The sequence below is a fragment of the Sediminibacterium salmoneum NBRC 103935 genome (assembly GCF_000511175.1).
In the GTDB taxonomy this organism is placed as follows: Bacteria; Bacteroidota; Bacteroidia; order Chitinophagales; family Chitinophagaceae; genus Sediminibacterium; species Sediminibacterium salmoneum.
On sequence record NZ_KI866530.1, the window covers coordinates 2,150,145 to 2,175,149 of the forward strand.

The window sequence follows — 25,005 nt, forward strand, 5'->3', positions numbered from 1 at the left end:
TAGAAAAACAAAAGACTGTATTCGTACAGTCTTTTTTGTTTTATATATCGTCAACAAACATAAATAAATCGTAAATTGAAATAAGCATTCAGCGTAATGGGCATTCACTTCAATCAACAACAAACAGATTTATTGTTTCCCTTTCACTTAAAAGTGAATAACGATGGAACGTTGATTGGCTGTGGTAAATCAATCAAGAAAATTTTACCAGCAATTCAAAAATTGCCTTTCAGTAATTTTTTCATGATTGAAGAGATGGAGCAAGGACCTGTAATTGCCTATATTAAAGCACACTTACAACAACTAATCAATATAAGGATAAAGGAAAAGTTAAGCATCCACTTAAGGGGGCAGTTTGTTTATTCAGAAACTGATAATTTCTATGTATTTCTGGGTTCCCCTGCATTTAATTCAATTAAGGAATTAGAAGAGTCTAATCTGGAAGCTAGTGATTTTGCTATACAGAATCCACAAATAGATTTGCTTAAAACATTAAAAGCCAAAGACGAGGAGGAAGCAATACGGAATAACTATGAACAAACACTTTTGTTTGCTCTGGAAAAAATGGGAGACAATGTGTGGCTGCATGATTATAAAAAAAATGTCACCAACTTTTCACACAGCAAAAGAGCATTTATTGAACTGGAGAATAATCACTTAAGTATTGCTGAACAATGGTGGAAGGCCGTTCATGCCGAAGATGTTCCTATTTTAATAGAACAAGACAGAAAATACAAGAATAAAGAAATTGATCATCATAGTTCCGAATACAGAATCAAAGATAAGTTTGGGGATTACAAATGGATTTTAGACAGAGGAATTGTAATAGAGAAGGACGAAAATGGATTTCCATTAAAAGTTCTGGGCACACATACTGACATAACAAAAATAAAGGAAACAGAAGCCGAGTTTACCAAGCAAAGGAATTTTTATGAGAGTATTCTGAATAATATCCCAACAGATATAGTAGTATTAGACACAGATCATCGCTATCTGTTTGTTAATCCTGTAGGTATAAAGAATCCGGATATCAGAAAGTGGATTATTGGAAAGAACGATCAGGAATATTGTCAATATAGAAATAAGGATCCAAAAATTGCAGCTACCCGATCAGCTGTATTTCAAAAAGTAATAGAGAGTAAGAAGCAGTATTCATGGGAAGAAAGTCATGTAAATGAAAAGGGCGAGAATGAGTACCACTTAAGAAATCTTTACCCGGTTCTGAATGAAAAAAATGAAGTTAAACTGGTAATTGGATTTGGATTAAACATCACGGAAAGAAAACAGATTGAAGAAAAGGTAACGCTCAACGAAAAACGATACAGGGATTTATTTAATTATAGTCAGGCACTTATCTGCACCCATGACCTGGAGGGAAAATTATTGAGTGTTAATCCTGCCATTTGTAAAATAATGGGGTATGAACAAAATGAACTGATTGGGAGAAATATAAAAGATTTTATACCCAAAGAAAGAGTTGAATATTTTGACAAGACCTATTTAACTGAGGTCTTGGGATCAGGTCAGGCAGAGGGTGTTTTTTCCATTATTTGTAAAAATGGAGAACAGATTTTCCTTCTGTTCCAGAACTATATGGTGGAAGAAGACTCCAGCAATGCTTATATAATTGGGTTCTCGCAAGACATTACCAACAGAATACGTGCCGAGCAGGAATTACTAAAAGCAAAAGAAGAAACAGAAAGAGCAAGCAGGGTTAAGGAAGTATTTCTTGCTAATATGAGTCATGAAATAAGAACCCCGATGAACGGTATACTGGGTATTGGAAGTCTGTTATACAAAACTCATTTAACACCCAAGCAATCGGAGTATACCAAGCTAATACTGGAATCTGCAGACAATCTCCTTCATATTGTAAACGACGTTCTTGATTTTACAAAAATTGAATCCGGAAAAGTTGAACTTGAAAATATCCCTTTTAATATTGAAGAAAAAATAGCCAGTACATTAAAAACTTTTGTCTTTAAAATAGAAGAGAAAGGCCTGGAGCTGATTTTTGATAATCAGATTAAAAAAGACAAAATAATTGTTGGAGACCCTTTTAGACTAGGTCAAATCTTAAACAATTTAATCAGCAATGCACTGAAGTTTACTGAAAACGGAAAAATTACTTTGGTTGCGCGGGAAGAAGTTAAGAATGAAGAAGAATCCGTTTTTGAGTTTGTGATAACAGATACCGGAATTGGAATTTCAGAAGAAAATCTTTCCCATATTTTCGATGAATTTGTTCAGGCTTCATCAGAAACAAGCCGTAAATATGGTGGCACCGGACTGGGGTTGAGCATTACAAAGAATTTAATTGAAATGCAGGGAGGAAGCATTAAGGCAACCAGTGAACTGAATAAGGGAACTTGCTTTACCGTTAAAATTCCCTACAAAACAGGAAATACCGGTTTGTTAAAAAAGGAAAAGGAAGAATTAACATACAATTCCCTGGAAAAAAAGAAAATACTGGTTGCGGAAGATGTAGCTATTAACCAGATTATTGTGAAACAGATCTTGTTAGATTGGGGACACGAAGTTGTTGTTGTAAACAATGGTCAGGAAGCCTACGAAGCACATCAGAGAAAAGATTTTGATTTAATCTTAATGGATATTCACATGCCGGATGTGGATGGATATGAAGCAACTCAAATGATCAGAAGTTTGAATGATACCAATAAAGCTGCAGTACCTATTATTGCATTAACCGCCAATGCATTTAAACAGGAAACAGAACGGTTTGCAGAAGCCGGATTTAATGATTACATCACTAAGCCCTTTACAGAACAGGTTTTATACGAATGCATCAAAAAACAATTACATCTTTCGCACTCCATTGAGTTCAGCAAAAAACCAACCAATACTACAGGTACTGCATCAAATGAAAAATTATATAGTCTGGATGCACTTCAGGGCATAGATAAAGACGATACAGAATTCTTAATTGAGATTGTTCATGTGTTCAGCAAGAATACGAGAAAGGATTTAGAGAATTTGCTCAAAGCCATCAAAAACAACCAAATGAATGAAGTGTTTCAGTTTTCACATAAGATGAAATCTTCCATTTACAGTATGGGCATTAAACACGCATATAAAACCATTGAAAGCCTTGAGTTTTATGCAAAAACAGGAGAACAGGAAGAAAAAATACCAATGCTGGGTAAACAGTTACAACTAATTCTGGAACAGGTATTTCAACAATTAAAAGCAGATTTTCCTGCCAGTTAAACTGATATCAGCCTGTTAAGGAGCTAAGCGCTCTCTGTTCCATCCCTCCGAAGATTTGGTGTATTTTAATCTATCGTGAAGGCGGCTGCTTCTACCTTGCCAGAATTCAAAACTTTCCGGTTTTACAATGAAGCCTCCCCAATGAGGTGGTCTTGGTACTGCATTTTCATCCGGATATTTTTCTACCAGTTGATTATAATTATTTTCAAGAAAAGCACGATTGGGTATTACCTTACTTTGAGGAGATACCCATGCCCCTATCCTGCTACCTGCAGGTCTGGAATGAAAATAGGCATCACTATCTGCAGGGTCAATTTTTTCTACGGTTCCTTCAATTCTGATTTGTCTTTCCAGCTCTTTCCAGAAGAATAACAGTGCAGCATTGGGATTGATAGCCAGGTCCTGACCTTTGGCGCTTTCATAGTTGGTAAAAAATACAAAGCCATCATGCGTATATCCTTTCAGTAAAACAATTCTGGCAGCTGGTTTTCCATTACCATCAACGGTTGCCAGTGTCATTGCATTTACCTCATCAATATCTGCCGAAGTAGCTTCCTCCCACCAATCTCTGAATTGGTCAAAAGGATTACTGGAAGCATGTGTCTCGTCAAAAGACTTGAGCATATAATCACGACGAATATCAGATATGGAACTTAGCATGTTTTACAAAATTATACGCTTTATTTCAACTTCATTAATCAGTAATATCAACCTTTTTGGCATCATGCTTACCAGAGATAAAAGTATATACTGCAGGAATAACAAATAAGGTTAACAATAGTGAAAACATAATACCTCCTACAATCACAATACCCAATGGCATACGGCTGGTTGCGGCTGCACCAATACTAAGTGCAATTGGCAGTGCACCCAAGGCTGTTGCCAGACTGGTCATTAAAATAGGTCTTAATCGCTGTGCTGATGCTTCCAGAACCGCTTCTCGTTTAGCCAAACCAAATTCTCTTTTCTGATTGGCGAACTCCACAATCAGAATACCATTCTTGGTAACCAGACCTATCAACATAATCATACCAATCTGAGAGAAAATATTAATGGTCTGATCAAAGATCCACAGACTCAGTAAAGCACCGGCCAATGCCAAAGGAACGGTTAGCATAATGGTAAACGGATCTTTAAAACTTTCGAACTGCGCGGCCAGAACCAGATAAATCAGAATCAACGCAAAGCCAAATGCAAATGCAGTATTGGAAGAGCTTTCTTCAAAATCTCTTGAGGGTCCGTTTAAAGCTGTTTTGAAACTTTCATCCAGAAGTTTATCACCTATTCTTCGCATTGCTTTTACGCCGTCCCCAATAGTCATGCCCTCTGCAAGAGAAGCTGATATTGTGGCTGCCTTGAAACGATTGAAATGATAAAGTGTTGGAGGATTGGAACTTTCTTCCAGTTTCACAACAGCTTTTAATGGTATACTTTCCCCTCTGTTGTTTCTGACATATAGTTTTTCGATGTCTGCAGGTTTCTGCCTGTCTTTGTAGGCAACCTGGGAAATTACTTCGTATTGCTTACCATTCATGATATAATAGGCCAGCCTTCTGCCACTGAATGCACTTGAAACCACATCTGCCACATCAATAATGGAAAGACCTAAATCTTTTGCTTTAATTCTGTCAATTGTTAATTGAAGTTCAGGTTTATTAAACTTTAGATTCACGTCTACATTCTGAAAAGTCTTATCCTTTCTTGCTTCTTCCAGAAACTTAGGAATAACCGTTTTTATTTTTTCAAAATCCAGGTTCTGCAAAATGAACTGAACGGGTAGAGATCCACGGGAGCCCAATCCAACAGAAATGGTTTGTTCTTCCACAGGGAATATTCTGGCATTGTTGATATTGGGTAATTTTTTCCCGATGGCTTTGGCAATTTCTGATTGTGAACGTGTACGTTCATTCGGCTCAACCAGTTTAATTCTTAACGTTCCGCCATTTACACCGCCACTTCCTCCAAAACCAGGAACAGCTGCAAATACAAAGTCTTTTTCAGGAACCGAATCTGTCAGATAATTCAAAAGCATATCACCGGTTTCCACCATGTAACCATAGCTGGCTCCTTCAGGGCCGCTCATTTGAAAACGAATACTGCTTCTATCTTCAAGAGGTGCCAGTTCACTTTGCAATCCGGAACCAATCCAATAAATCAATCCCATACAGGCAACTACAATTACCCATGCAAACCACCTGACTTTTAAAAATGAAGCCAGCAGATTCTTATACCCGTTTTCCATGCCCTTGAAGAAAGGCTCCGTCATGTCATAGAACTTACCATGACTGGCATCCTTTTTATTCAGGTACACATTCAATACCGGTGTAATAGTAAGTGATACGAATGCAGAAATTAAAACAGCCGCCGCTACAACAATACCAAATTCACGGAACAGACTTCCTACAAATCCCTGTAAGAAAATCACCGGTAAAAACACAACAGCCAGGGTAATGGAAGTTGATACAACCGCAAAGAAAATTTCCTTACTTCCTTCAAGTGCCGCTTTTCTAATTGGTAAGCCGCCTTCGAGTTTTCTGAATATATTTTCTGTTACAACAATACCATCATCAACAACCAAACCAGTTGCCAGCACAATACCCAGTAAGGTTAGTACATTAATGGAGAATCCAGAAATGTACATGATGAAAAAAGTAGCTACCAGTGAAATGGGAATATCTATCAGCGGGCGAATGGCAATCAACCAGTTTCTAAAGAAGAAAAAGATAACAAGCACCACTAATGAAAAAGAAATCAATAATGTCTCTTCTACTTCTTTAATAGAGGCCCTAACATTCTTGGTCTGATCAATGAGGGTGGTCATCATGAAGTCGCCCTTCTCCGTTTTCTGTATTTCTGCCAGACGCTTATAAAACTCGTCTGCAATTTTAATATAGTTGGCTCCGGGTTGAGGAATAATGGCCATACCCACTGCATTCACCCCATTTAAACGCCAGCTGTATTCATCGTTCTCCGGACCAATTTCCACATATGCAACATCAGATAAACGAACAATTCCTGCAGCTGTCTGACGAATAATTAAATCCCTGAAATCTTTTTCTGTGGTAAGTCTTCCCAGTGCTTTAATGGTTAACTCTGTTTTATCACCATAAATTTTACCGGAAGGAATTTCAACGTTTTCTGTATTTAAAGCTGTACGTATATCGCCGAAAGTAACATTGAAGGCATTGAGTTTATCCGGATCAATCCAGATACGCATAGACGGACGCTTTTGCCCGAATATATTCACCGCACTCACTTCAGAGATGGTTTGGAATCTTTCCTGCAACACATTTTCAGCGTATTCACTCAACTCTAATAATCCCTTTGTCTGACTTTGTACAGCCAGCATGATGATGAAGTCGCTATTGGCATCCGATTTACTAACTACCGGTGGTGCATCAACGTCCTGAGGTAAATTTCTTACCGCCTGACTCACTTTATCTCTTACATCATTGGCAGCAGCTTCTAAATCTTCAGATACGTTAAATTCAACAGTGATATTACTGTTTCCGTTAGAGCTGGAAGAAGAGATACTTCTGATACCAGGAATACCATTGATGGCTTTTTCCAGTGGTTCTGTAATCTGGCTCTCAATAATTTCAGAATTCGCACCGGAATAGGAAGTTCTTACATTCACTACCGGAGGATCTACTGCCGGGTATTCTCTAACCGCAAGAAAACTATATCCAACTATCCCAAACAATATGATGAGAATATTCATCACCGTTGCAAGGATGGGTCTTTTTAATGATAATTCAGAAATATTCATGGGATATGGCTGCTTCTACTATTTGATAATATCACTCAATTGCTTAACAGAACGAACTTTTACGGGTTGCTTGGGTCTAACAAATAATACCCCTGTAACCACTACACTGTCTCCAGGTTGAAGTCCTTTGGTAACTTCTACAAATCCAGTACCTCTCATGCCAGTTTCAATGTCTACGAAAACACCTTCTCCTCCGCGGGCAACTATAATTTTTTTAGCTTTTGCATCGGGAATAATGGCATTGGTTGGAACCAGAATACTAGACTTATTCTTGCTTCCTTCCAAGAATACTTTCACAAATGTTCCAGGCGACAAGGATGGTCCATCCAATACTGCACGGACCCTTAGATTACGGGTAGTCGGGTTAATCTGCGGATCTGTTGCAATTACGGTAGCCCTTCTTTTGTCATTTGTTTCGTTGGTTTGTACCTGAACAGATGAACCAACGCGAATCATATTGGTATAAAATTCCGGTACATTAAAGTCGATCTTAACCTTATCTACCTGCTGCAGGGTTGTCAGGGTAACAGCTGGAGTAACATAAGCACCAGGGCTAATTTGTCTGAGTCCAAGAACACCAGCAAACGGTGCTTTAATTACGGTCTTGTCTATCTGAGCCTGTGTAATCTGTAAATCGGCTTTCAATCCATTTACCTGATTCAATGCCAGATCATATTCAGATTGGTTAATACCATTTATAGCCAGTAATTTTCTAAGTCTTTCCTCATTCTTTTGAGCCAACTCGAGCAGGACCCTGGTTTTTGACAAACTCGCCTGTAAATCAGCATCGTTAATACGGGCAAGTACAGTTCCCTGTGCTACTTTAGCTCCATCGGGCGCATTCAGCAGGGTTAATCTACCACTTACTTCCGGATTAATATTCACTGTTTCCATTGGAATAATAGACCCGTTTACTTCAACCTTATTGTCTACATTTCCGGTTCCGGCAATCAGAACATCCACAATAGTTGCAGTAGGACCTTTTGATTTTGCATCAACATTTTCTTTTTTAGCTTCCTTGCAGGCAAATAACAACAAGGGCAATGTCAGCAGCAGATTTATTCTTTTCAAAGGAGTCAATTTTTGGAAGCTGTAAAGATAGAATTAAAAACTCGGAGGAAGTGCAGGTTTTGCTGAATGGCGAAAGCGTAAAATTATTCGGTGAATCAGGGGAAAATGGACTGGTTTAATTACATTCGGTAAACAATATATGCCTATGTATGTGTTGAACAATCGATATCCACAAAAAAGAGCTTTCATTACTGGTGCAGGATCTGGTTTAGGCGGGGCATTGGCTATTGCATTGGCCAAAGATGGCTGGACCATTTGATTTGCAAATAACCAGCCCAAACTTATTCAGAAAACAGAGGGATTGGTGCTGGAAGCCGGAGGCAAGGCGCTTCTTTTTCCCTGGACGTAGCAGACAAAAATCAATACAAGAAAATAGCCCAGCAGTTTGTACAACTGACAGGGGGTATTGATTTAGGCAAACCTGAAGGATATGTCAAAAGGAAAGTAGCTGGTTGGATTAAAAGATATTACGCTGCAGAAACTGATACAATTGAGTCAATGAACGCTGTTGCAGAATAGTTAAAAAATTATCAGCCCAAAGCGCAGACAGCAACACTATTGCACAATGATTTTAAATACGACAATTTAGTTTTCAGAAAGGATTCAACAAAAGTAATTGGCGTATTAGATTGGGAAAAGGCAACAGTAGGTGATTCACTGAAGAGTTTTGGAGCATTGTTAGCATATTGGTTTGAAGCCAATGAAGGACCAGTTTTTAAACAATACAATTGTACCTGGCTGCCTGGAAATTTAACAAGAGCTGCTTTAATTAATTACTATGCATCTATTACAAAAAGAGAGCTCAGTGATATCAATTTTTTGGTAGTAAAGCATTATAAGTTTGACTTATCTAAAATGAAATTCAGGAGCACGATTATTTGGGCTATGATTGATAATAATGTAATATTTGGGAAAGTTTTTCCGATTAACAAATATTATTTGATCAAGATTATATAAAGACGAGGTGATAGAAAATAACTCACCATTCAGTTTGGTGATTTTAAAATGGTGTTCCTGCTGTGCTTGATTTGAAACCTTAATTGTGTATGTATTATTTGTCTTTATTAATTGCATAATTGGCATTGAAACTATCCCATCGTTGAAATCATTAATTATAATTGAATCTCCCGTAATCGCAATATATGTATTGAAGAAAGGCTCTGAAGGAAAATAGGCATAATAATGATTACCATATTGATGGACAGAGATGAATTCTCCTAGATAATCTTGATGAATCCCTTTTCGATATTTTAATATAGGTTGATACTTATCAAGTAGAAACCTAAAAAGAGAATCATGATATTTCGAAAACGGCTTTTCGATAAATAGCCTTCGACCCTGAATTGTATCTTGTTCTTTAATCCGAACATAAATATCTTTATTGGCTTGTGAAAAAACAGGTGCCCAAATAAATATTAAAAGGAATATTGAAAGGATGGCATGCATAAATCATTTATTTTTACGAATTTGAGTAATTCTATAATCATATACTGCAGTAGGATTTGTAACACTTGTTTTGCCAGTTATTATTCCAGTTGTCTCATTAAAGTAGAGTTTATTTTTTCCGATTTGTTCTTTCGCCAATTGCAAACAGTTTCGATAATCATATCTTACAAAATGATTTAACGAAACAACAGATGGGATAGTTGGCCAAAAATTTTGCATTAAGAAAAATGTATTTAACATTGGATCATCCTCAAATTGTGAAGGATCGTCATAATAGTTTTCAAGAACTTCAGGGTCAGCAATAATTTCAGGAATATTTGGGTCTAAACCATTGCTTCCTGCATTTACAAACAATTGCCAATCTATTTCTGAAATATAAGTTGGTGAAGTATTTGGAGGATAAATTAATGGAAACAAAGAATTTAGATTAACATAAACCACGCTACCAGTAAACACTTCCTGTTCAATTGAAGATTCAGGACTATCATCTCCTATCCCACCAATTCCTTTACATTCCCACCCATAAGTGTTGCCAATTCGTTTGGGAATTGATAAAATATATTTGCCAACACAGTAAAGCCCTAAACCAACTTCCTGTAAATTCAGGAAAATTTAACCCACGAATTACATTTTCTACAACTGGAGTTTCTCGAATTGATTTGCTTTTATACACACTAACTTTTATCCCTTCGATATAATTCACCTTGTAATATGAATAGTTTTTCATATCAATACTCTCATAAAAACCTGTAAACTTAATTTGACTTTTATTATTTACAGGTACTCTTCTAAAAAATTTTACCTCTAACGTATCATCTTTAGAAAAAAACATTTCGCCTTCACCTCTATTTAGTGGGACCCTCACAATTAATTGACCATTAATTGTTGTTTTTGTTGCATTTATAAAATCAGGTTTTGGTCCTTCTGGGATTTGTTTATTATATTTCGTGAACCAATCTCTTACTTCATTCAAAGAAATATTTTCTTTCAAAATACTTCTTGAACTTTCATATACATCTTTTCTACAACTAATAAACAAAATCAATATTAGTAAAAATCTGAGCAAAAAAGTGAGTAGACGTATTTTTGATTCGGGGGGGGTGAAGATTGTTTCATATAATTGAGCATTGTAATATAATACTCAATTATAATTCATAATAATTATAATTCGTTACCACTACAAAAAATAGGGTCAAATCACCATTCACTTTACTGATCTTCTCTTCGTCTATACAACCCACCACGCCAATTGTACTTGGTAGAACGGTATTCCTCGTATTGCTGGCCAATATAATAACCTAGTTCAAGATCGTTCAACAGTTTTACCAAGCCATAGGCAGGACGATAACGTCGCATAAACGTATCCAGTTCGGGGGACTGTAGCCCCGTTATTTTTTTCACGAATATTTTGGTGAACCTGCTGTTTACGTATTTCTCCTCTTCCTCTTCTATCAATCTTTTTTGCAAGGTTAGAATACTTCTATTGCGTTTAACCCTGAACATATTAATGATGCCTTCCAAATCAAGACCAACCGTAGCTCCCGGATTATAATTGGGACTGGACACAACGCCTAAACCAGGCTTTTTAAAGTTGAATACTTTAGCATAATCCTGACGATTCATCATAGAGTCGTAACGGTAATAATTATTGCGCACTTTCACTTCCGGCAAATCAAAAGCCCTTACATGAATCATCACATTAAAACGCTCCAGATTGCTGATGGTGTCTACCGGATACTTCATGGTAGATTTTCCAATCAGTGAAAACCAAATTGAATCTGTTTTTAATACCGTTAAATTATAATAACCTGTAGAATCGGTAATGGTTCCTCTCCCGGAAGTGCTTTGCACGGCAACCGCTTCCAAAGGTCTTCTGGCCGAAATATCATACACATTCCCACTTACTGTAGTGTACTGGGCCTGTACATCAGCAGCAAAGGAAATAAGCAGTAGTAAAATAAAACCAGATATTCCGGAATAATACCTCAATTGCCTTCGATTAATATGTAATATTAGTTCAGCGTTGGCAGAGTACCATACGTTGTCAGGGAATTAACGAGTTTTTTACAGTTTAAAACTTCTTATCCAAAATATAGGGAAGCATCGATCTCCAGGTAGGCCAGTCGTGGTGAATATCTGGCCCCCATACATCCAGGTCGTACCATATTCCTTTATTGTATAAAATGCCGGCAAATCGTTTGGATGCCTCAGGATCTTCAAAATTTCCACTGCCTGTATAAATATGAATATGATGACTGGCTTTAATTTTGCTTAGATACCATTCGTCCTGTAAACTGGGAATATAATGTTCAGGACTATTATAGAAAACCTGATCGTCCCAGAAACCTTTGGTGTATTCGGTTAAATTATACACGCCGCTCATGCTGATGGCTCCATTCAGAATATCAGGTCTTTTTAAAAAAAGGTTCATGGCATGTAATGCACCAAACGATGCACCACAGGTATAAATCATTGTTTCATTGCTGGTGTTGTTGCGAATAAAAGGAACCACTTCATTAAAAACATATTCATTAAACTGGTTATGACGGATAGCTTTGTGCTCCGGAAGCATTTGATTGTTCATCCAGCTTTCCTTATTCATGCTATCAATGCTGAAAACCTGGCATTTCCCTGATTCAATCATGGGCGCAATGGCGTCAAGCAACTGGAATCTTTCGTATTCCAGATAATCTGCTGCAGCTGTTGGAATCAGTAAAATGGCAAAGCCATAATGACCATAAGCAGCAATTGGCATTTCTTTATTTAAAGCCGGACTATACCAGGAACTAAGTTCTCTTTTCATATACTATTCTATACAGGTCTTTTTAATTTCCTTCCATAAATTGTTATAACACTGTGCGGCAAAACTACTGGCTGCAAAGGTTTCCAGCGGGGCCTGATTCACGCCCATTTTTTCTACATCGCTTAAATAGGGTATATAACTCTTAAAGAAAAGTTTGTCTTTGTAAAACTCATTAATTACTTCGTGATGCAGGTTCTTGCGATGGTCTACCATACTAAAGAAGCATTTGAGTTTTGAAGTGTCAAAATCATTCTCCTTAAAATATTGCAGAACAGATTCAAAAGACCGGATAGACAAAGTTGTTGGAATATTCGGCATAAATACCCAGTCTGCTCCTGTAAATACAGCATCGTGTAAAATGGAAATACCCGGAGGGCAATCCAGAAAAACAATGTCGTACGACTTCTTAACCGATGATAGCAAAGAAGCAATTTTCTTTTTGCTCTGCTTCATATCGTTTAATAAGATATCTGCATTTCTGGCTGAAATATCAGAAGGAATAATATCCAGGTTTTCGTATGCAGAAACCTGTATGGCATCTGCCAAATCCATTTCGCCACTAATAAGTTTTCTGGATTCATTTTTAACCGTTGATGCAACGCCTAAATAAAAGGAAGAAGATCCCTGCGGATCCAGGTCCCATATCAGGGTTTTGTATCCCTGTTTAGCACTTAAATAAGCTAGATTGATGGTAGCAGCAGTTTTGCCAACACCACCTTTTAAATTATATAGGGCTATGGTTACCATAATGAATAATATGCTTCAGAGGAAGATACAAAAAATCAGGCAATAGCGCCCAGTAATAAGCAACCAATTACAATAAACGGAGCGGGTACGCGATTTAAGCGAAGGATCATTAGTGTGGCAATTACAATCCCCATGTCCCAAACAATCGACCAGTGCTGAGAACCCAATTCAGGTAAAATATGGTCATTCAATAAATATAAAACAGACCCGGCCATGATACCAACCACGGATGCCCGAATACCTTCTAAAGACCTGAAAATCACTGCATACTTCTTTAAATTATGCCAGACGGGAAAGAAAAATAAAACCAAAAGGGCACTGGGTAAGAAAATACCTATTACCCCGATAAAACATCCCAGCACCTGCTTTTCAGATCCCATATCTTTCAATACCATGCCGCCGGTGAATGCACCAATAGAAAACACCGGACCCGGGATTGCCCTGACAATTCCTGATCCTGTTAAAAAGGCTTCTCTCTCCATTTTGAGTACATCTCTCTTATTTTCAAGAATTCTTTTGCTCTGGGGACGTGTAACATATTGCTCATACATCAGCGGAATCAAAACATCTCCTCCGCCAAAAACCAGACTTCCAAAACGATAATTGTTTTCGAAAAGGTTATAGACTTTGCGATTCTCCCAGTTTTGTTTGGTGGCTGTTTCCGACAGGTAACCTGTGATACCAAATAGTACCAAAAAAATCAGGAGATTTCCCCATTTTACCTGTTTGGGTGGATCTCCTTTTTGTGGTATTCTTTTATCACTGAAATTGGTAGCAATACCTGCGCAAACAATCAGAATCGGAAAGATCCAGGGTGTTTTAAAAGCCAGAAATGTAGCAATGGCTGCTATAATTACAATCACCCGGGTAATGGTATTATTCACTGCTACTTTATATGTTCTTAATGCAGAGTAGGCAATAAATCCAATTGCCATTGGCTGGATGAATCTGAAAAATGTAGCAGGGTTTTGAATTTTATCAAAATAATACAGCAAAAATGAAAGACTCGACATCAGCAGACTGGCAGGTAAAATCCAGATGATCAATGTAATGATGGATAGTAAAACACCTCCCCGCTTATACCCTATTAAAGTTAAAACCTGTGTGGAAGAAGCACCGGGCAACATCTGACAGAAACCATTGTAATCTAGCAATTCCTCTTCCGTTACATCTTTTCGCTGATGTACAAATGTTTTCATCATCATTCCCAGATGACCCTGAGGTCCACCAAATGCAGTGATACTGTGCGTTAACACAGCTCTTAAAAAGGGGATATGACGAATCAGGTTCAATTGAAGACTATTTCTTTAGTCCAATTTCTCTCAATCTTTCATCTAGGTATTCGCCGGCAGTTGTATCCGGATATGCTTTAGGGTTATGCTCATCTATACAGCTTTCGAGACAGGCCAGGCTCATTTCACTTCTTGGGTGAAGGAAGAAAGGCATGGAAAATCTGCTGGTATGCCATAGTTCCCTTGCCGGATTAACTACCCGGTGAGTTGTACTTCTTAATTTATTATTGGTCAATCGCTGCAACATATCCCCTACATTCACTACAATCTGTTCTGGTAATGAGGTAACATTAACCCACTCACCCTGTTTGGTTAAAATCTGCAAACCATCAGCAGAAGCACCTACCAACAAAGTAATCAGGTTGATGTCTTCGTGTTGTTCTGCACGGATAGCAGATTTAGGTTCAGAAGTAATGGGCGGATAATGGATACAACGCAAGATGGAATTGCCATTATGGATATGTTCATCAAAATAATGTTCGTCAAGCCCTAAATACAAAGCAATTGCCTGAAGCAAAGACTTACCGCTTTTTTCAAAATTCCTGTATGCATTATACAAGGTTTCATTGAATGGAGCTATCTCTGAAACCTGAACATTGTCGGGATACTCAGACTGTATGGTATCACGGTCTTCTACCGTTTGACCATATTGAAAAAACTCTTTTAAATCCGGAGCCTCACTGCCTTTGGCGTGTTCTTTACCAAAAGAAGTGTACCCTCGCTGACCCGCTAAGCCAGGAATTTCATACTGCTTTTTCTTCTCGAGCGGAAGAGAAAAAAACTGCTGAACATATTCATACTGATTGGCAATTAATTCATCGGGAACTCCGTGATTTTTCACTGCAACAAATCCTACTTCTTCATAGGCTTTTCCCAATGCCTGTACAAAAGCAGCTTTCTCTTCGGGAGTTCCTTTAGTGAACTGGGCTAAATCAACAACTGGTATGGCCATAACATTAATTTTTACGAAAATACTAATTGCCGTAAACACTCAGGAATTTGATTCTCATGATTTTTAACTGCTCCCAGTTAAAATCAAATTCGGCCAACTCTTCGCGGGCAACGTCCAGCGAAGAAGTTTCACAGCTTTTGAAATATTCCAGAATTTCATCCTGTTCATCTTCACCCAGCCATTCATCAATGGCATAATCCAGATTCAGCCTGGTTCCACTTGCAGCAATGGTTTCCATCTCTTCCAATAACTGGTCGAGTTTTAAATCCTTATTACGTGCAATGGTTTCCAGTGGAATTTTTTTGTCTACATTCTGAATAATATAAATTTTGTTACTGGCAGCATTGGCAACACTGCGCATAACAAAATCATCGGGCTTTTCAATATTATTCTCTTCTACATAACTGGCAATCAACTCCACGAAGGGCTTACCATATTTCAGGGCTTTACCTTTGCTTACACCCTGACACTTACTCATTTCATCCAATGTAGTTGGGTATAAGGTTGCCATATCCTGTAAAGAACTTTCCAGAAAAATAACAAAGGGAGGTAAACTTTTTTTCTTGGCCTCTTTTTGTCTTAATTCTTTAAGCATGGTGAATAACTGTTCGTCTGCAGCAGCACCAGACTGTGAGCCAGATTCGCTTTCATCATCATCTGCATTGGCATCTTCAAATAAATTATTCAGTACCATTTTGAAAGAAGATGGCTTCTTCAGGTATTTCTGGCCCTTTTCGCTCACTTTCAACAAACCATATTCTTCTATGTCTTTTAGTAAAAGATTTTCAAGTAATAGTTGCCTGATCAGGCTATTCCATAAATGCGTTTCCTTGTCTTTTCCAATTCCAAATTCCGGTAAACTATCATGACGGAACATGGTAATTTGTGGAGTAAGCTTTCCTGTTAAAACATTTACCACATAATCGGCAACAAATCTTCCATCCAGTGCATTCACCACTTTCAGCACTTTTACTACTTCTTCCTTCGCTTCAAACTTCTCTTTCGGATTCTTACAGTTATCGCAGAGTCCGCAGTTTTCGGTTTCTGTAGTTTCCCCGAAATAATGCAATAAAATTTTCCTTCTGCAAACAGCACTTTCTGAGTAAGCAACCATTTCGTCAATCAATTGCGCACCTACTTCCCTTTCGCTTAAAGGCTTATCCCGCATCAGGTGTTCCAACTTGGATACGTCTTTATGAGAATAATACAATACACAAATTCCTTCCAGGCCATCACGGCCTGCTCTGCCTGTTTCCTGATAATAGTTCTCAATAGATTTGGGAATATTAAAATGAATCACAAAACGGATATCCGGCTTGTCTATACCCATGCCGAATGCAATGGTGGCTACAATCACCTGCACATCTTCGTTTAAAAACTGATCCTGACGATCCGCTCTTAATTTCTGATCCAGACCTGCATGATAAGCAACTGCTTTAATTTTATTGGCTACCAGCAATTCAGCCAGCTCTTCTGTAGTTTTACGATTCAGGGTATAGATAATACCACTCTTACCCTTGTGTTGTGTAATAAATTTTACAATGCTTTTAACCGTCTGTTCTTTTTGAATCTTAGGAAGAATTTCGTAGAACAAATTGGTACGGTTAAAAGAGGAGATAAAAATATTGGCTTCTCTTAAACCCAGATTTTTCACAATATCGCTTTGTACCTTGGGAGTAGCGGTAGCGGTTAGCGCAATTACGGGCTTGTCTGGATGAATCATGTCCATCATTTCTCTGAGTCTTCTGTACTCTGGTCTGAAATCATGCCCCCATTCTGAAATACAGTGGGCTTCATCCACCGCAAAAAAGGAAATATTCAGGTCACTGAAATACTCCAGGTTCTCCTGTTTGGTCAGGGTTTCCGGAGCCACATATAATAATTTGGTTTTACCGCTGTTGAGATCGTCTTTTACCGCCTTAATCTGGCTTTTATTCAGGGAGGAATTCAAAAAATGGGCAACTTCATCGTTTTCACTATACCCCCTTACCAGATCCACCTGGTTTTTCATCAGGGCAATCAAGGGAGATACAATAATGGCACAACCGTCCAGCATCAGTGCTGGCAACTGATAACAAAGGCTCTTACCACCACCGGTTGGCATAATCACAAAAGTATCTTTCCCATCTAAAAGACTGTTGATGGCCGCTTCCTGCGTTCCTTTAAATTCTTTAAATCCAAAATATTGCTCTAAAGCTGCATGTATGGGATATTGGCTTGCGCCGGCAGTTTTTCTGGCTGTTGATTTCCTCGTTACCGCTTTTTTTGTAGTCGTTGCCATCGGGGGATTTCTGTTTACTACACAAGAACAATCTGTGTCTGTAAAAGTTAAACAATTTTTGCCTTTTTTCCTTATTTATTTCAACAAATAGCCTAAAAATCAGGCTATTTTGCAAAAGGGTTGCGAAGTTAATGAATCCAATATGCAATACCCGAGCAAAGCTGTTAAAGTTTACCTTTGTTAAGCATGAATACAAATATCCAGACCATTGCCCTGCAAACCATTGATATTGAAATGGCTTCTATTCAGGGGCTGAAGGAGTTTATTGGTAATGATTTTGAAAAAATCATCCAGGCAATCCATCATACAAAAGGCCGTTTGATTGTAAGTGGGATAGGCAAAAGTGCCATTGTTGCCCAAAAAATAGTAGCCACCTTAAATTCTACCGGTACCCCCTCACTGTTTATGCATGCTGCTGATGCCATTCACGGAGACCTGGGCATGATAACCCCTGATGATGTAGTGATGCTGATAAGTAAGAGCGGAGAGAGCCCTGAAATAAAAGTTTTGATCCCCCTGATTAATAATTTCGGCAACCTGTTGATTGGGATGGTTGGCAATATGGACAGTTACCTGGCTCAAAAAGCCAATCTGGTTATTAATACTACTGTAGATCGGGAAGCCTGCCCCAATAACCTGGCTCCTACCAGCAGTACAACTGCACAGATGGTTATGGGAGATGTGCTGGCGGTTTGCCTTATGGAACTGAACCAATTCAATAACCGGGACTTTGCCAGGTTTCATCCCGGAGGAAATCTGGGTAAACGTTTGTACCTGCGGGTAGAAGACTTATCCGGGAACAATCAAAAACCCGCTGTATTACCAACAGCCAGCTTAAAGGAAGTAATTGTGGAAATAACACAAAATCGGCTTGGAGTAACGGCAGTAGTTAAAGAGGATAATTCACTAATTGGAATCATTACTGATGGAGATTTAAGAAGAATGCTCGAAAAAACCAGTGATATTTCTGCCATTTGCGCTTCCAATATTTTATCACCGGACCCGGTCACCATTTCGCCTCAGGCAATGGCTGTTGAAGCCCTGGATCTGATTCGGGAAAAAGATATCAGTCAGTTAGTAGTGGCCGAAAACGGGAAGTATATGGGCATCATTCATCTGCATGATTTAATTAGGGAGGGAATTGTATAAACTGAGCAATAAGTTCAATTTGTAATCGTTTGTATTGCAGCAATTAAAGTAATTCAAATGAATCAACACCATTATGTTGCCATCATGGCAGGAGGGATTGGAAGTCGTTTCTGGCCACAGAGCAGAACCAGTTATCCCAAGCAGTTTCTGGATATATTAAATACAGGAAAATCACTGATACGATGGACCTATGAGCGTTATGCTGCATTCATTCCGAACGATAATATTTTTATCGTTACGTCAGAAGAATATGTTTCCATTGTACAGGAACAACTACCCGAACTGAATGTAGAAAATATTCTGGCAGAACCCAGCAGAAAAAATACAGCTCCCTGTGTTGCTTATATTTCTTACAAATTATTGCAGAAAGATCCGGAGGCATCCCTGATTGTTGCGCCAAGTGATCATATGATTCTGGATAATGAAAATTTCAGAAAAATAACTTTACAGGCACTTGATTTTGTTTCTCATATCAATTCACTCGTAACGCTGGGAATAAAACCAACTCACCCCAATACCGGATACGGCTACATTCAACATGAGCCTATGCAAGTAGCAGATGGTATTTACAAAGTGAAAACTTTTACAGAAAAGCCCAACCTTGAATTGGCCAAGACCTTTCTCGCAAGCGGAGATTTTCTATGGAACGCAGGCATTTTTGTTTGGCAGGTAAAAAATGTAATGAAAGCTTTTGAACAGTTTCAACCAGAAATGTATGAACTGTTTGATGCAGAAAAAGCATGTTTCAATACGCCTTCAGAAAAAGAAGCAATTAACCGCATTTATCCGCTTTGTACCAACGTGTCCATTGACTTTGCAATAATGGAAAAGGCAGACAATGTTTATGTAATTCCATCTTCCTTTGGCTGGAGCGATTTGGGAACCTGGAACAGTGCCTATGACAACCTTGAAAAAGACTATTTAGGCAATGCGGTAGCTTCAGAAAATGTGATTGTTATTGATGCTACCAAGTGCATGGTTTCTGCACCAAAAGAGAAGTTATTATTGCTACAGGGACTTGACGATTTTATAGTAGTAGATACCCCGGACGTATTAATGATTTGTAAAAAAGAAAAAGAACAAGCCATTAAAGAATATGTTGCTGAAGTAAAACGCAATAAGGGAGATCAATACTTATAAACGCTTGTTAGCTTACTAAAAATTATAGGGGAATGGCTTGCCATCCCTTTTTATTTATGATTACATTTGAAGGAGTACTAAATATAAAAGACCAATGGGCATCAGAACGGTAATCACTGGAACAGGAAGTTATATTCCTCCTCATATTAAAACCAATAAAGATTTTGCCAGTCAGGATTTTTACGGAGAAGATCATCTGAAAATTCCGACTCCCTCAGCTGAAATTGTAGAGAAGTTCAAAGACATTACCGGTATTGAAGAAAGACGATACGCTGGTAACGAATTTACCGCCTGTGATATGGGTGCAATAGCAGCTAAACATGCCATTGAAGATGCAGGCATTGATCATGAAACCATTGACCAGATTATTGTAGCCCATAATTTCGGAAACGTTATTAAGAATACGATTCAGTCCGATGCAGTTCCGGCCTTGGCTTCACATATTAAACATGCATTGGGAATTTTTAATCCAAATTGCGTTGCTTATGATGTTTTATTCGGCTGTCCGGGTTGGATATTAGGTGTTACACAGGCAGACGCTTTTATAAAAGCCGGGCTGGCTAAACGGTGTTTGGTAATTGGTACAGAAACCCTGAGCAGGGTAATTGATCATTACGACAGAGATAGCATGATTTTCAGTGATGGAGCTGGAGCAACAATTATAGAAGCTGTGGAAGGAAGTAACGGAGATACAGGTATAATTGCCAGTAGTATGCAAAGCCATTGTAATGATGAACTAAGATATATTACCATGGGCAAATCCTATTTGCCGGATGCAGATCCTGCCGTAAGATATATCAAAATGAAAGGGAGAAAAGTATACGAGTATGCTATTAAAAATGTACCCCTTGCCATGAAAGCCTGTCTGGAAAAAAGTGAAGTAGATGTTCGGGATGTAAAGAAGTTCTTTTTGCACCAGGCAAATGAAAAAATGGATGAGGGATTTATCAAAGCCCTGTTTAAACTATACGGTATTCGAGAGATCCCGGAAAATATAATGCCGATGAGTATTCATAAATTCGGCAACAGTTCTGTAGCTACCATTCCAACTTTATATGATTTGGTAAAACGTGGGGAAATGCCCGAACACCAGCTTTCAAAAGGGGATATAGTTATGTTTGCTTCTGTTGGAGCCGGAATGAATATAAATGCATTCTGTTACAGAGTATAAGCCAAAATAAAAAGGCCGCTTACCTTGCGGAATGCGACCTTAAAATTAACTACCCCCCGATAGCTAATCAACGCAAAGCTAACTCAATCCAAATCGTCGAACAACTGTGTAATTACACAGTTTTTTGTAAATTGGCCTTATGAATAAGCCGAATAAAATTGCAGAAATAGACCCGGCCATCATTACTGATTTACCAGCTGACAAAAATTGTCCTATTTATCAGCAGTATAAAAGAAGTTTAATCCGTTTTGCCGACGAAGCCATCTACATTTACTCATTTAAGGATAAGAAACTCATTTATGCCGATGGCTGGGAGGAAACCCTGGGATTTAAAGATGATGAAATCACCCTGCAGCAAATCATCAGACAAACGGATGCTTCCTATCTTGCTTTTTCCCATGAAATCAATGCCAAAACCATTGAGTTCCTGCTCAGCAGAAAAACGGGCATTAAAGATTATAGTTTTACCGTAGAGCTTAAAAAAATCCATAAAGACGGAAGTGTTGTTCCTATGGAAGCCAAAATTGGCATTTTAACGGTGGATCAAAATGGCGGAGTAGATTATATTATAGGCAGATTCAGAATCAATAGAAATATGCATTTAGGCATTGTAATGCGCTATGATGTGCATGGTCCTGATAAAGAGGAATTTGAAAAAGTAATCAACAAAGCTGTACAAAAGTTTCTCACTATTTCCGGAAAGGAAAAAGAAGCATTAAGCTATGTGGCCAAAGGCTATTCCTTTAAAGAAATTGCAGATAAATTGGGTGTTTCCGCATCAGCCATTGAAAAAAGAATACAACCCCTTTATAAAAGATTCAAAGTAAACAATCTGGCACATCTGGTAAGCTTTGCCTACGAGAATCACATTCTGCCTTAACTAGTATCCTCTTACATTTTTACCGCTCAGGAAATTCAGGAATGCCTTATTCACTACTTTATTACCACCAGGAGTTGGATAGTTGCCTGTAAAATACCAGTCACCCGTATTGGTAGGACAGCAATCATGTAAGTCTTCAATGGTCTGATAAATTACTTCCACCTCAACGTCAACTCCTTCAGGTGTAATGAGCTGAGCAATCTTATTGGAAATTTCCTGTGTGGTAAATGGCTTGTATATCTGACGAACTGCATTTTCTGCATGAAGGGTTCCATTTGCTTCCATATCCAGAATCTGTTGCTGAACTTCATTCAGTATATGATTCAGGTTTCTTTCTTTTAGCAAAGCTATGGCCGCTCTGAACGCAATAAAATCTCCCAGTTTGCTCATGTCAATTCCATAACAGTCCGGATACCTGATCTGAGGCGCAGAAGAAACTACAATAATCTTTTTAGGTTGAAGGCGGGAAAGCATTCTGATGATACTTTCCTTTAAAGTTGTTCCTCTTACAATACTATCGTCAATCACTACCAGGGTATCTTCATTTTTACGAACGGTACCATAAGTAATATCGTAAACGTGCTGAACCATTTCATTGCGGTTGGCATCTTCAGTAATGAATGTCCGCAACTTAACGTCTTTAATGGCAATTTTTTCCTGGCGAATTTTTCTGTTCACCATTTCTTCCAGCTTTTCCGGGCTAAAATCATTTCCCCAGCTGAGTATTCTTTCTACTTTAATTTTATTTAAATACTCTTCCATACCCTTTACCAACCCGTAGAAGGCAACTTCAGCCGTATTGGGGATATAGGAAAAAATGGTGTTTTTTAAATCATAAGAAATACTTTCTAGAACGGTCTTGCTTAAATGATGACCCAATGCAATTCTTTCGCGATAGATTTTTTCATCGCTTCCTCTTGAAAAATAAATTCTTTCAAAAGAACAGGCTCGTCTTTCTTTTGGAGCAAGAATAGTTTCTATGGAATAATTTCCTTTATCATCCACAATCAATGCTGTACCCGGCATTAATTCCTTCACTTCATTTTCAGCAACATTAAAGGTAGTTCTGATTGCAGCCCTTTCACTGGCAGCTACAATTACTTCTTCATTTACATAATAATAGGCAGGTCTGATACCATGGGCATCACGCATAATAAAACTATGACCATTACCTAACAATCCCCCAATAGTATACCCCCCGTCAAACAAAGGCGTGGCTTTTTTCAAAACACCTGCAATATCAGCATTATTGGGGTTTACCGCATCTTCCTTAACCAGGTAATGATGAACCACTTCCATCATGGCAGCCAGATCGCTCTGCTTTTGAAAATCGCCGGGTTGAAATCCTATTTTTTCAAATAATTCATCGGTATTAACCAGGTTAAAATTACCAGCTAGCGCAAGATTCTTACCGGGCATTAAATCTCTCTTAATAAAAGGATGACAGAATTCAACATTGTTTTTACCCTGCGTACCATATCTAAGATGACCTAGTAACAACTCTCCTAAAAAAGGAAGATGGCCTTTCATTAAACCCGGATGTTGTTTGATTTCTGCCTGGTATTTTTCCAGCTCCTGAATTTCCTGACCAATTTTAAAAAACAAGTCAGCAATGGGTTGCTGAGCATTACTGCGCATTCTGTGCAGATACGGATTTCCCGGTTCAATATTCAACTTAACGGTTGCAATTCCCGCTCCATCCTGGCCACGGTTATGCTGTTTTTCCATTAAGAGATATAGCTTGTTTAAGCCATATGTTACCGTTCCATGTTGCTGGAGGTAATAAGAGAAGGGTTTGCGCAAACGAATGTAGGCAAGTCCGCATTCGTGTTTTATTTCGTCGCTCATGATGCTGTATAAAAAGGAGTGGCGAAGTTACAACTCCGCCACCCTTTTAAAAATTAATTATATACGGTTCGTTTATCTGCCACCGCTTCGGGTAGTAAATTACCGGCCAGCCATAAGAATTCCCTCACAAAATTATCAATCGCACCCTGGAATCCCGGATCGGACAATTGACCAGTGGCATCAAACTTTTTATCTACCTGAGGAACAATCAGCATATGCGGAGAAGCTATTCCAAACAGACCTGGAACCAGCAACAATAATTGTTGAGAAGCACGCATTCCACCCATGGCACCCACAGAAGCGGTTACCAGACCGAAAGCTTTTCTGCTTTGCTTGGGAAAATGATCCAGCAAATTTTGCAATGCCGGAGCATAGCTACCATTGTATTCCGGAGTAACCAGAATAAAGGCATTGGCTGCAAAAACTCTTTTTGCCAAAGGCTTAAAAGCTTCGGGTGTTTGGTCTACAGACGAAAATACAGTCTCCAGCAAGGGCAGTTTCCACTCTCTCACATCAATAATTCCAACCATATGATCTGTGTGCTTACGCAGATACTCCTGTAAGTGAAGTGCAATTCTATAGGTAACACTGTCTTTTCTTGGACTTCCGGAAATAATTTCAATTTGCATATAACTATAACATTCTTTCAGGCTAAGGGTTCAATGGTAAAACAAGACTATGCTTGCTTAACCATTTGAACAGCCAGGTTTAACTTAATTTCATCACTTACCACAACGCCGCCTGCTTCGGTTACAGCGCTCCAGGTTAAGCCAAATTCACTTCTGTTGATTTTACCGGAAATTTCAAATCCTGCTTTATCCTGACCATAGAAATCGGTCATTCTTCCGCCAAATTCAACATTCAGACTTACCGGCTTGGTGTTGCCTTTAATTGTTAAGTCTCCGTTTAAAACATAGTCTGATCCCCCTTTATGGGTAAAAGAAGTAGATCTAAAGCTTAGTTTAGGGAATTGTTCAGCAGAAAAGAAGTCATCACTTTTCAGGTGAGTATCTCTTTGTTCGTTTCCAGTAGAAATACTGTTGATATCCGCTTCGAAGCTGATTGCAGCATCGCTGAAATCTTCTGCGTTTGCTTCCATAGAAGCGTCAAATTGCTGAAAATTACCAGTAACATTGGTAATCATTAAGTGCTTCACTTTAAAAGTGATTTCACTGTGCATTGGGTCAATTTTGTAAGTAGCCATTGTTGTAATTTTTATTGGTTTTAT

At 38.4% G+C, this 25,005-nt stretch carries 20 protein-coding genes and 1 pseudogene; 6 read left to right on the plus strand and 15 right to left on the minus strand.

The genetic code is table 11. The features are described 5' to 3' along the window. The first annotated feature begins 96 nt into the window (after positions 1-96). A complete protein-coding gene (locus P767_RS0110015) occupies positions 97-3,228 on the plus strand; it encodes a PAS domain S-box protein (protein ID WP_026764390.1) in 3,132 nt (1,043 codons plus the stop codon). Positions 3,229-3,243: 15 nt separating this feature from the next. Here the strand turns inward: P767_RS0110015 and pdxH are convergent, their stop codons facing one another. From pdxH to P767_RS0110030, 3 genes are read right to left on the minus strand one after another with little or no spacing between them, the layout of a single operon-like run. Next, positions 3,244-3,888: a pyridoxamine 5'-phosphate oxidase gene (gene pdxH, locus P767_RS0110020; RefSeq protein ID WP_026764391.1), complete on the minus strand. Its 645-nt coding sequence runs from the start codon at positions 3,886-3,888 to the stop codon at positions 3,244-3,246. A gap of 34 nt (positions 3,889-3,922) precedes the next feature. Beyond that, entirely contained in the window at positions 3,923-6,997 is a 3,075-nt protein-coding gene (locus P767_RS0110025) for an efflux RND transporter permease subunit (RefSeq protein ID WP_026764392.1), read from the minus strand. 18 nt (positions 6,998-7,015) lie between these two features. Next, a complete protein-coding gene (locus P767_RS0110030) occupies positions 7,016-8,068 on the minus strand; it encodes an efflux RND transporter periplasmic adaptor subunit (protein ID WP_037352625.1) in 1,053 nt (350 codons plus the stop codon). A gap of 537 nt (positions 8,069-8,605) precedes the next feature. Between P767_RS0110030 and P767_RS19165 the strand changes: the two are divergent. Beyond that, positions 8,606-9,025: pseudogene (locus tag P767_RS19165) on the plus strand (phosphotransferase); the annotation flags it as partial. On the opposite strand, the gene P767_RS18515 reads toward P767_RS19165, so the two are convergent. The 9 genes from P767_RS18515 to recQ form a co-directional block, all read right to left on the minus strand. Beyond that, positions 8,915-9,514: a hypothetical protein gene (locus P767_RS18515; RefSeq protein WP_172637487.1), complete on the minus strand. Its 600-nt coding sequence runs from the start codon at positions 9,512-9,514 to the stop codon at positions 8,915-8,917. The pseudogene P767_RS19165 and the gene P767_RS18515 overlap by 111 nt on opposite strands. A gap of 3 nt (positions 9,515-9,517) precedes the next feature. Next, complete coding sequence (locus P767_RS0110045; protein WP_157611472.1) at positions 9,518-9,931, minus strand: hypothetical protein; 414 nt, start codon at positions 9,929-9,931, stop codon at positions 9,518-9,520. Between the two features lie 91 nt (positions 9,932-10,022). Continuing rightward, positions 10,023-10,505, minus strand: coding sequence for a hypothetical protein (locus P767_RS0110050; protein WP_157611474.1), 483 nt, complete (start codon positions 10,503-10,505; stop codon positions 10,023-10,025). Between the two features lie 218 nt (positions 10,506-10,723). After that, positions 10,724-11,503, minus strand: coding sequence for a peptidase associated/transthyretin-like domain-containing protein (locus P767_RS0110055; protein WP_026764397.1), 780 nt, complete (start codon positions 11,501-11,503; stop codon positions 10,724-10,726). An 82-nt stretch (positions 11,504-11,585) separates the two neighbouring features. Then, a complete protein-coding gene (locus P767_RS0110060; protein ID WP_026764398.1) occupies positions 11,586-12,317 on the minus strand; it encodes an esterase family protein in 732 nt (243 codons plus the stop codon). Between the two features lie 3 nt (positions 12,318-12,320). Continuing rightward, positions 12,321-13,064 carry a ParA family protein gene (locus P767_RS0110065; RefSeq protein ID WP_026764399.1) on the minus strand — a complete coding sequence of 248 codons (744 nt, stop codon included), beginning with the start codon at positions 13,062-13,064 and terminating at the stop codon, positions 12,321-12,323. Between the two features lie 35 nt (positions 13,065-13,099). Next, a complete protein-coding gene (gene chrA / locus P767_RS0110070; RefSeq protein ID WP_026764400.1) occupies positions 13,100-14,356 on the minus strand; it encodes a chromate efflux transporter in 1,257 nt (418 codons plus the stop codon). A 7-nt stretch (positions 14,357-14,363) separates the two neighbouring features. After that, complete coding sequence (locus tag P767_RS0110075) at positions 14,364-15,308, minus strand: isopenicillin N synthase family dioxygenase (RefSeq protein ID WP_026764401.1); 945 nt, start codon at positions 15,306-15,308, stop codon at positions 14,364-14,366. 22 nt (positions 15,309-15,330) lie between these two features. Further along, positions 15,331-17,589: a DNA helicase RecQ gene (recQ, locus tag P767_RS0110080; RefSeq protein ID WP_084799909.1), complete on the minus strand. Its 2,259-nt coding sequence runs from the start codon at positions 17,587-17,589 to the stop codon at positions 15,331-15,333. Between the two features lie 186 nt (positions 17,590-17,775). On the opposite strand from recQ, the gene P767_RS0110085 reads away from it, so the two are divergent. The 4 genes from P767_RS0110085 (at position 17,776) to P767_RS0110100 (ending at position 21,929) form a co-directional block, all read left to right on the plus strand. Next, the gene (locus P767_RS0110085; RefSeq protein ID WP_026764403.1) at positions 17,776-18,738 is read left to right on the plus strand and encodes a KpsF/GutQ family sugar-phosphate isomerase; all 963 of its coding nucleotides are present in this window, start codon (positions 17,776-17,778) and stop codon (positions 18,736-18,738) included. A 57-nt stretch (positions 18,739-18,795) separates the two neighbouring features. After that, positions 18,796-19,878 carry a mannose-1-phosphate guanylyltransferase gene (locus P767_RS0110090; protein ID WP_026764404.1) on the plus strand — a complete coding sequence of 361 codons (1,083 nt, stop codon included), beginning with the start codon at positions 18,796-18,798 and terminating at the stop codon, positions 19,876-19,878. A gap of 94 nt (positions 19,879-19,972) precedes the next feature. After that, positions 19,973-21,049: a 3-oxoacyl-ACP synthase III family protein gene (locus P767_RS0110095; RefSeq protein WP_026764405.1), complete on the plus strand. Its 1,077-nt coding sequence runs from the start codon at positions 19,973-19,975 to the stop codon at positions 21,047-21,049. 139 nt (positions 21,050-21,188) lie between these two features. Next, positions 21,189-21,929, plus strand: coding sequence for a LuxR C-terminal-related transcriptional regulator (locus P767_RS0110100; protein ID WP_026764406.1), 741 nt, complete (start codon positions 21,189-21,191; stop codon positions 21,927-21,929). Here P767_RS0110100 and P767_RS0110105 read toward each other — a convergent pair whose 3' ends face one another. The 3 genes from P767_RS0110105 to P767_RS0110115 are packed head-to-tail and all read right to left on the minus strand — an operon-like array spanning position 21,930 to position 24,981. After that, positions 21,930-23,777 carry an amidophosphoribosyltransferase gene (locus tag P767_RS0110105; protein ID WP_026764407.1) on the minus strand — a complete coding sequence of 616 codons (1,848 nt, stop codon included), beginning with the start codon at positions 23,775-23,777 and terminating at the stop codon, positions 21,930-21,932. Positions 23,778-23,830: 53 nt separating this feature from the next. Beyond that, entirely contained in the window at positions 23,831-24,406 is a 576-nt protein-coding gene (locus P767_RS16705) for an NADPH-dependent FMN reductase (protein WP_051417284.1), read from the minus strand. Between the two features lie 47 nt (positions 24,407-24,453). After that, entirely contained in the window at positions 24,454-24,981 is a 528-nt protein-coding gene (locus P767_RS0110115; RefSeq protein WP_026764408.1) for a YceI family protein, read from the minus strand. Positions 24,982-25,005: the final 24 nt, after the last annotated feature.